Origin of the sequence: Sphingomonas pituitosa NBRC 102491, from assembly GCF_001598435.1 — a bacterium.
GTDB classification, from domain to species: domain Bacteria; phylum Pseudomonadota; class Alphaproteobacteria; order Sphingomonadales; family Sphingomonadaceae; genus Sphingomonas; species Sphingomonas pituitosa.
Genome location: NZ_BCYY01000051.1, coordinates 1 through 7,856 on the forward strand (window position 1 = coordinate 1; position 7,856 = coordinate 7,856).

The 7,856-nt window shown below is 61.6% G+C and carries 5 protein-coding genes; 2 read left to right on the forward strand and 3 right to left on the reverse strand.

Annotated features, from left to right (window positions below; genetic code table 11):
* On the reverse strand, positions 1-1,745 hold a 1,745-nt coding region (locus tag SPI01S_RS21375; RefSeq protein WP_157084833.1), incomplete at its 3' end, for a sensor domain-containing diguanylate cyclase.
* Between the two features lie 526 nt (positions 1,746-2,271).
* On the opposite strand from SPI01S_RS21375, the gene SPI01S_RS21380 reads away from it, so the two are divergent.
* Together SPI01S_RS21380 and SPI01S_RS21385 are read left to right on the forward strand one after the other, a co-directional pair.
* Positions 2,272-3,000, forward strand: coding sequence for a Crp/Fnr family transcriptional regulator (locus SPI01S_RS21380; protein WP_066727357.1), 729 nt, complete (start codon positions 2,272-2,274; stop codon positions 2,998-3,000).
* 33 nt (positions 3,001-3,033) lie between these two features.
* Positions 3,034-3,291: a DUF6894 family protein gene (locus SPI01S_RS21385; RefSeq protein ID WP_066727359.1), complete on the forward strand. Its 258-nt coding sequence runs from the start codon at positions 3,034-3,036 to the stop codon at positions 3,289-3,291.
* A 125-nt stretch (positions 3,292-3,416) separates the two neighbouring features.
* On the opposite strand, the gene SPI01S_RS21390 is transcribed toward SPI01S_RS21385, so the two are convergent.
* Positions 3,417-5,825, reverse strand: a complete 2,409-nt coding sequence (locus SPI01S_RS21390) for a TonB-dependent receptor domain-containing protein (RefSeq protein WP_306305032.1) — start codon at positions 5,823-5,825, stop codon at positions 3,417-3,419.
* A 262-nt stretch (positions 5,826-6,087) separates the two neighbouring features.
* Positions 6,088-7,856: ATP-binding protein (locus SPI01S_RS21395; protein ID WP_157084834.1), on the reverse strand; the 1,769-nt coding region annotated here is incomplete at its 5' end.

The following is a 7,856-nucleotide window of genomic DNA, read 5'->3' on the forward strand; positions in this document are numbered from 1 at the left end:
CGATCTCGGCCACTCGCTTTGGCCGAATATAGGGCGCGATCTGCCTCCGCTAGCAGGGTAGCCGGCGAGGAGTTACGCTGATAGCAAGCAACTCCTCCGCTCACCGTGACGCGTATGAACTTGCCATCAATGACCAGGACCGCGTTGGATATCGCCTCCAGAAGGCGTTCGCAGACCGCCTGCGCCTGCAACCTGGACGCACCCGGCAGGATGATCGCGAACTCCTCACCTCCCGTTCGGGCGACGGTATCGCCCTCCCGCACGCATTGGCGCGCTTGCAGGGCGAAGCTCTTCAGCACTTCATCCCCCGCGGCGTGGCCGAATCGATCGTTGATCTGCTTGAAGTGATCGAGGTCGAATAGCGCCACGCAGCCGGAGCCTTCCTCCTCGCTGGAGGTGGCAGCTCGAAGCGCCGCATCGAAGGCCCTCCTGTTCACGAGGCCGGTCAGCGGGTCGGTGGCAGCCGCATGGGCGAGCTTTTCTTCGACCGCCTTTCGATGTGTCACGTCTCGAATGGCACAGACTACTCCGACGACCTGCTCGCACTCGATGACCGCCCGGGTGTGCGATTCGAACCAGCGCGCGCTTCCATCCCTCACAGCGGCGCGATACTCCACTATGAACGTTCTCGCAGGGTTTGCGAGTGCCTGGATATGCGTCCGCTTCACAGCTTGCCGGTCTCGAAGTTCGACAAGCTCCACTGCGTTCCTTCCGAGAACACTGCCGACGTCGCAGCCACTGATCTGAGCGATAGATGGCGACGCGAAGCGAATATCACCGTTCATGCCGAGGTTCAGAATGATGTCGGTGGAGCTTTCCATGAGGAGGCGATATCGCGCCTCACTTTCACGCAGCGCGCGGAAAAGCTCCCGGCGCCGGCCCAATTCAGTTGCCGCGGGCAGGATCGTCAGAACCGTGGCGGCGAGGTAGAACTGGAGAAAGTTCACTCGCTCACCGGGAGCAGCGTCGATTGCTGCTATAGGGCCAAACCCCTCCAGCGTGAGCCCTCCAGCGATGAGCGTGAGCATGAGCACGGATATTGCGGCCGCCAGTCGCCCGCCCCGGAATGCAGCCAGCGTCATGGGAAGGATGGGCAGGAAGAGGGTAGGCGTAGTATTCTGGACAAAGGATCCAGCCGTCATCAGACCGACGAGCAGCGTTAGTCCGGCGAGTTCCAGCACGCGCACTGTGCTCGCTCGCCGAAGCGACCTCACGAAGGCGCCACGAGCGATGTAGTGTGCGACTGGCGTAAACGTAATTAGGCCTAACGCATGGCCGGTGGTCCAATGCAAAAAATTCACAGGATAAGAGCCCGAGCCAAATGCAGCTGCGACTGCTGCACCAAGTAGCCCGCTGACGCATGACGCAACGACCGCAGCCACTAAGAACGCACCTAGACGCCTGTTCGTCGTGAATGCCGTGCTAGGCGCGGCAACACGCCCTATCAGAAGGGCTGCGATCACCGGCTCCGCCAGGTTTGGCAACAGCATGGGCAAAGCCGCTTGCGGACCTAATCCAAAAAGTGAGGTCGCCACGGCGCTGCTCACTCCGCACCACAGCAGCGCCGAACTCCAGTGGCGAGGTCGCAGCGTGAGCAGGCGAGCAAGAAGTGCCGCACTCGCGAACCACACGAATGCCACGCCCCCTTCGTACCTGCTCCACATGATGGTGCTCGACGCGAGGGCGCAGTAGGTCAGGCCCAGCGGAGCAGAGGCGAGAAGGCATCGGGCTGTCATTCGCGGCATAGCCAAGTGACCCTACGACAACCTCGGTTATCAGTGCTTTACGGTCATATACGGAAAGAGGCCTTGCCGAGCGCCTATCTCGCAAGGGGAGGTGCGACAGCTTCAACGTAGGTCATGTCGAAGCCGAGCTGGGCAGATATCGCGGGAAACCGAACGATGGGACGCTGCCCCCAAAGTCGTCAGCCTCAAACCGCGGCCTATGCTGTCGAGCTGGTGGCGTTTGCAGAACGCTTGGCTGAGCTTCCGGAAGCGGATGCGAAGGATCGCGCGCTTCATGAACATGCCGCTTGAAGAAGGAAGCCATTCTCTCCGAACGCAGATTGAACTCTCGTCGAGACTTAACCTGCTGATGTCAGCACATATTCCGCACCTCTTGAAGAAACAAAGGATTACGGGCCTCTCTGAATAGACTGCACCTGCCTTGCATGATTCTGCAAAATGCACGGAGGTTCCATCCCGTTATCCTATCGGAACGATATCACCCCGCATGCATTAGGCAAAGAGAGACGGGCGATGAGAGTGGAGAATGGATAGTAGGAATTTTCCCTTAGAGGCACTTATCGCCAAAGTACAACGATTATCCCCTGTTGATGATGAAGACATCGCAGCCTTGCGATCACTCTCTCACCGGACGGACAGGCGGAGATCTCAGCAGTACATTGTGCGTGAGGGCGATAAGCCAACAGAATGCTGCCTACTCGTTGACGGATATGCGGCCCGGAGCAAACTCTCTGCTGAGGGCGGCCGGCAGATTGTTTCTTTCCACGTGTCCGGAGACATGCTTGACCTGCAGCATCTATTTCTAGACCGGGCTGATCATTTCGTTCAGGCGATGACGGACGTCACGCTTGCGTGGATACCCATGCCAGCGCTGCGAGAACTCATATCGAATCGGCCAAGGGTGGGAACCGCTTTCTGGCGCGACGCATTGATAGACGCCTCGATTTTTCGTGAATGGGTGCTCAATGTCGGACGTCGCGACGCCAAGACCAGGATCGCTCATATGCTTTGTGAGTTCATTACGCGCAGCGAAGCAGCCGGCCTTGGAAGCGTGGAAAGCATGCGCCTTCCCTTCACGCAGGAACAGATCGGTGATGCCACGGGCCTTACAGCTGTTCACGTTAATCGCATGCTGAGGGAGCTTACCGAAGAGGGGCTCATTCGACGCTCGCCAGGCATGCTGCAAGTCAGAGACTGGTCGGGCTTCAGGCGTGTCGCAGCGTTTGATGCAGCGTACCTGCACGCCGCGGCGTAGCTGATCGATCGGAGTTAGCGGACCCCCTTTCTCATGGACCGATTCTTCTTCCATCTTCACGACAGAATAGGCCTTCTGGAGGATCATGAGGGCATCAACTGCGCGACACTCGTTGAAGCGAGGGCGCGCGCGATAGATACGGCTCGAGACGTGATGATCGGCGAGCTGCGAAAAGGCTGCTTAAACCTCGCCTGGTACATCCTTATAACCGACGAGCGAGGCGAGGTCGCGGCGCAGGTCCCCTTCCGGGAGGCGGTCACTCTGTCCGGCGTGACGGAGGAACAGAACTGAGATCCGTTACGTCGACGAAGCAAGCGTACATACCGTACTGATCCAGGCGATCCTTCGAGTATTGATCGACGAGAAAGGCGTGGGAACCACGTGGTTCCCACGCCTCCTTGTGTTGCGCGTCCGAATCAGAAGCTGAAACGAACCGAACCCGTGATAGTGCGGCCCGTGAGCGTCTGTGCGGTGGCGACGCCGGAGGCCGGGACCGCCGCGGAGTTGACGGACACGAAGGCGAGCTTGTCGAACACGTTGTAGACGTTGAGGCCGAGCTGCAGGCCCTTCACCAGGCGGACCTGCACGAACGGGCTGACGATGGTGTAGCCCGGCTGCTTCAGCAGGTTGCCGTCCTGCGCAAAGCTGCTGGTGGTGCCAATCAGGTTGGTACCGATGGTGAAGCGCTTCCCTTCAAACTGCGGGGTCGCCTGGAAGATCAGGTCCGGCTGGTGGCGCGGGGTGTTGCCGACCAGCGTCTTGTCCGCCTTGTCCGCATCAATCTTGGCCTTGGTGTAGGTGGCACCGAGCCGCAGGCTGAGCGGGCCATGCTCGAACAGGCCTTCGAGCTCGACGCCCTTGGCGCTGTAGTCGCGGTCGATCTGCAGCACCACGGTACCACCGCTGGCGTCGGCGCCGATCTGCAGGTTCTTGTCGGTGGTCGAGGCCCAGAAGCCGGTGGCGAACAGCGTCACGCCGTCCTTGCGGAACTTCACGCCAGCTTCAGCCTGCTTCACTGGGCCATAAGCCATGGCCGGATCGGTCAGCGCACCCGAGGCGGGGTTCACCGCCGGCGAGAAATAGATGCGTTCGGCGGTTGCACGGGCACCGCGGCTGTAGCGCGCGAATACCGACAGCGGCTCCGCAATGCGATAGTTCACGCCGACCGAGTAGGACGCATAATTGTAGCGGTAATCGGCCTGGCCCGGCTGCGACAGCGGCAGGACCGCCACGCTGCGCTCGGGCAGCGAGATGGTGCCGTCGCGGTTCATGTCGACCGGCGCGGTGCCGACGCGGCCGCCGCCGAGATCGGCGCCATAGAGCGTGCCGCTGACCTTGCCGAAATCATAGCGCAGGCTGCCGCCGATCGACACGGCGCCGATCTGGTAGTTCACCGAGCCATAGGGCGCGAACACGCGGTATTGCAGGTCGTAGCGACGACGATAGGCGGCGGTGCCGCGAACGCCATAGGCGAGCACGCCGCCCTGGGTAACCGGAACGCCCCCGGCAGTCAGCACATCCACGAAGGCGGAGTTGCCGCCGCTGGCAATGTCATACACATCGTTGATGAAGTGCAGGTTCTGCACCATCGCCTGGGAGGAGGCATAGAAGCCCGCGGTGGTGGTCAGCTTGGCGTTCCCCACGTTCCAGACGCGGCTCCCCCGGAAGTCGTTGGTGAAGTTGTCGAGCTTTTCGAGGTCCGAATGCAGCTCGAGGCCATACATCAGCAGGCCGTTTCCGTTTAGCGTCGACGGATTGGCAATGGCCTGGCCGGCGTTCGGGCCGGTTGCATAGCGCAGCGTCGCACCCGGGCCTGCGAACGTGGGGGCGAGGGCGGCGGCGGGCAGCAGCGCCAGCGAGCTGCTCTCGTTGTAGCTGCCCGAAATGCCCGCGTAGCGCATGCGATCGCTGAAGGTCCAACCGGCGATATCAAACTGGGCTTCCAGTCCGATCGAGGCGACCTTGCTGTGATTGCCCTCGCGCAGATCGACGTTGGTCACATTGTTGTTGCCGTCGAGCGCAAGCACGGACGAGCGGTAGCGCGAGGCAAGCGTGTCCTTGCGCGGATCGAAGCCGGGGATCGTGCTGTAGACGGGGTCCGCATTGGTGCCGCGCACCGCCACCGGCATCATCGCGTAGTTCGGCTCGCGGTCGTCGAGATACTTGCCGTAGACGCGAATATAGCCGTTATCGAACGTCTTGGTGACGTTCATCTTGATCTGGCCGCCCTTGAAGGCATCGTAACCGGTAGCGCGCGGGCCTTCGCCCTGGCGGTAGAATCCGCCGACGTTGAAGCGCACCGTCTTGCTCAGATGGCCGCCATAGTTGAAGTCGGCGCGACCCAGCTCATGGTCGATGCCGGAGGAAAGCTGCAGCGTGCCGCCGTCCTCCTCGCCGGTCTTCGAGATGAAGTTGACGAGGCCGCCCGGCGAATTCGATGCGAAGGTGGATGCCGAGCCGCCGCGGATCGCCTGAACCTGCGACAGGCTAAGGTCGGTCCGCAGAAAGGCGGTGGTGGAGGCGAAGTGGATGTCGCCGAACTCGAGGACCGGCAGGCCGTCTTCCTGGATCTGCAGGAATTTCGAGCCGTCCGCCGCCATCGGCAGGCCGCGAATGGTGACTGCGGTCAGTCCGTCGGTTCCGGCGGTCTCGGCGCGGATGCCGGGCATGTTGCCCAGCACTTCCGCGATCGAGCGGGTGCCGATCTTCTGGATCTCGTCTTCGTCAATCGAGCTTGCCGAAATCGCCGAATCGAGCAGGTCGCGGCCTTTGGCGACGCCGGTGGTGAAAGCCTGCTTGGGAGCTGGCGCAGCGGACGGAGCCAAATCGCTACGATCCGACCCTGAAATCGGCGCGCCGCTTTGCGCATGTGCAGGCAGAGCGAACAAGCTGCACGACGCGGCGAGACCAAGTCGAAAGCGACGATCCATAATAACCTCAAATTCTCAGATTTTCACTCTCCGGATGTAGGCGGCGAACATTAAGATAGTTCGATGCTGCCTGTAGGTATAATCACGACGTTTGGCTTCGCTCATTGGCCCAATCTGACTTATTGAAAGCCCTTGCCTGTTCCAGCGATGGTGGCGCTTACTTGCCAAGCGCGATACTTTGATCAGGCTCGCGGCTGAAAGGAAGCGGCAATCGTTCGATGAGCGCCTTCATTGCGATGGGTTTCGCAAGGAACTGATGAACGCCAACGACCTCTGCTGGGGGCGCGGTAAAGGCATCGTCAGGATCGAATAGAACGGTAGCGCCGACGTTACAGTTGCGCGCGGCGGCCAGGAGCGGGGCTAGATCCGCCGCTAGTGCCGCATCCGCATTGACGAGCATCAGATCGGTAGCGTCTGTCGCCAGATGCGCATGTGCCGCGCGTATCGAAGCCACGGCATCTACCGCAAATCCAGCCTGGCGGAGCGCGTGCAGCGTCACTCCTCGCGAGAGCGGGTTGGCTTCGACCAGCAAGACCCGCTGCGGCTCGGTGAGTGATGATGCGGTTTTGATCGCTGCCCCTGCGTCGGGCTCGCCGCCGGGCAAAAGCAGACGGAAGGTGGCTCCCATGCCAGGCGAGCTTTCGACCGTTAGGTTGCCGCCCATTGCAATGGCGAAGGCACGTGCGAGCGCCAGTCCAACGCCTATCCCGCCATAGGCACGGCTGGTGCCGCCGTCGACCTGATAGAACTTTTTGAAGACAAGCGCCTGCTCGGCCACCGCGATGCCGATACCGGTGTCGACGACGAGGATCTCGATGCCTCGCCCATTCTCTGCGCTGCGGGCGGTGAGCGTAACTCCACCCTCGGAGGTGAATTTGACGGCGTTGGAGAGAAGATGGTGGACGATCTGACGGACGCGACGAGCGTCGCCAGTCAGCATACCTGGACATTCGGAGCAGTCCAGCGTGAAGGCCAAGCCGCCCTGCTCCGCCACCACTCCCCATCGACGGCCACTATCCTCGAGCAACGCGCGCAGGTCGAACGGCGCCTGCGCAAGAGTGATTTCGTTGCTGTCCAACGAAGCCATGTCGAGCACGTCGTCCACCAGTGCCTGCATCGTTCGTCCGGCATCCTGCAACACTGAGATCTTGGCCCGGGCCTCGCCCGCGAGCGTAACGTCGGCGAGCAGTATCTCGCTCATGCCTAGAATGCCGTTCAGGGGGGTGCGGAATTCATGGCTCGTGGTGGCGAGAAACTCGCGCTTGGCGGCGAGTGCCTTGCTGAGCTGAACGTTGGTGGTGGCAAGGTCGCGGTTCGCTTCGCGCACTTCGCGGCGGCTGCGGTGGATATGGAACAGCGCGAAAGCAAGCAGTGCGGCGCCCCCTGCAACGATCAGAAGCAGGCCCCCAGCCAGCAGCAGCTGAAACAAGGCGCGATCCCGGGCGAACCGGGCACGCTGGTTGGCCTGGCTGGTGCGCAATTTCTCGATACGAAGTTGCTGGTTGGTTGCATCGAACCGCGCGGCAAGCAAGGCGGTGTTGGTGTCGGTAGCGACCTTGGTCACCTCGTCGTCGATGCGCTTGAGGGTCTTGAGATGCGTCAGCGCATCAGCTGGGCGCCCGGCACGAGAATAGATGTCTACTGCCGCCTCGTGCACCTCGCGCCAAACTGGTGAGCTGGGGTCGACGATAAGCGCGAAGGCCGCCTCGATCTCGGTGACAGCTTCTTCCACCGCGCCGCGCCGCAGAGCAATCTGGGCGCGAAGCGCATGGAGGTTGCCGCCATATTCGGCTTCGTGACCGACGCTCGCGGCGAAAGCCGCGTCATTATAGCGCCGTGCGGCGGTCAGAGCGCTCTGGTGCAAAGCCGCGCGGGCCAGGTTGTTGAGGATGGGTACTCGTAGCCCAGTCGCTCCCATGGCCTGAG

What these genes read in the sequence shown, in the direction of transcription:
- SPI01S_RS21380 (WP_066727357.1), top strand. Translation starts at nt 2,272, where the DNA reads ATGGATAGTAGGAATTTTCCCTTAGAGGCACTTATCGCCAAAGTACAA.
- SPI01S_RS21385 (WP_066727359.1), top strand. Translation starts at nt 3,034, where the DNA reads ATGGACCGATTCTTCTTCCATCTTCACGACAGAATAGGCCTTCTGGAG.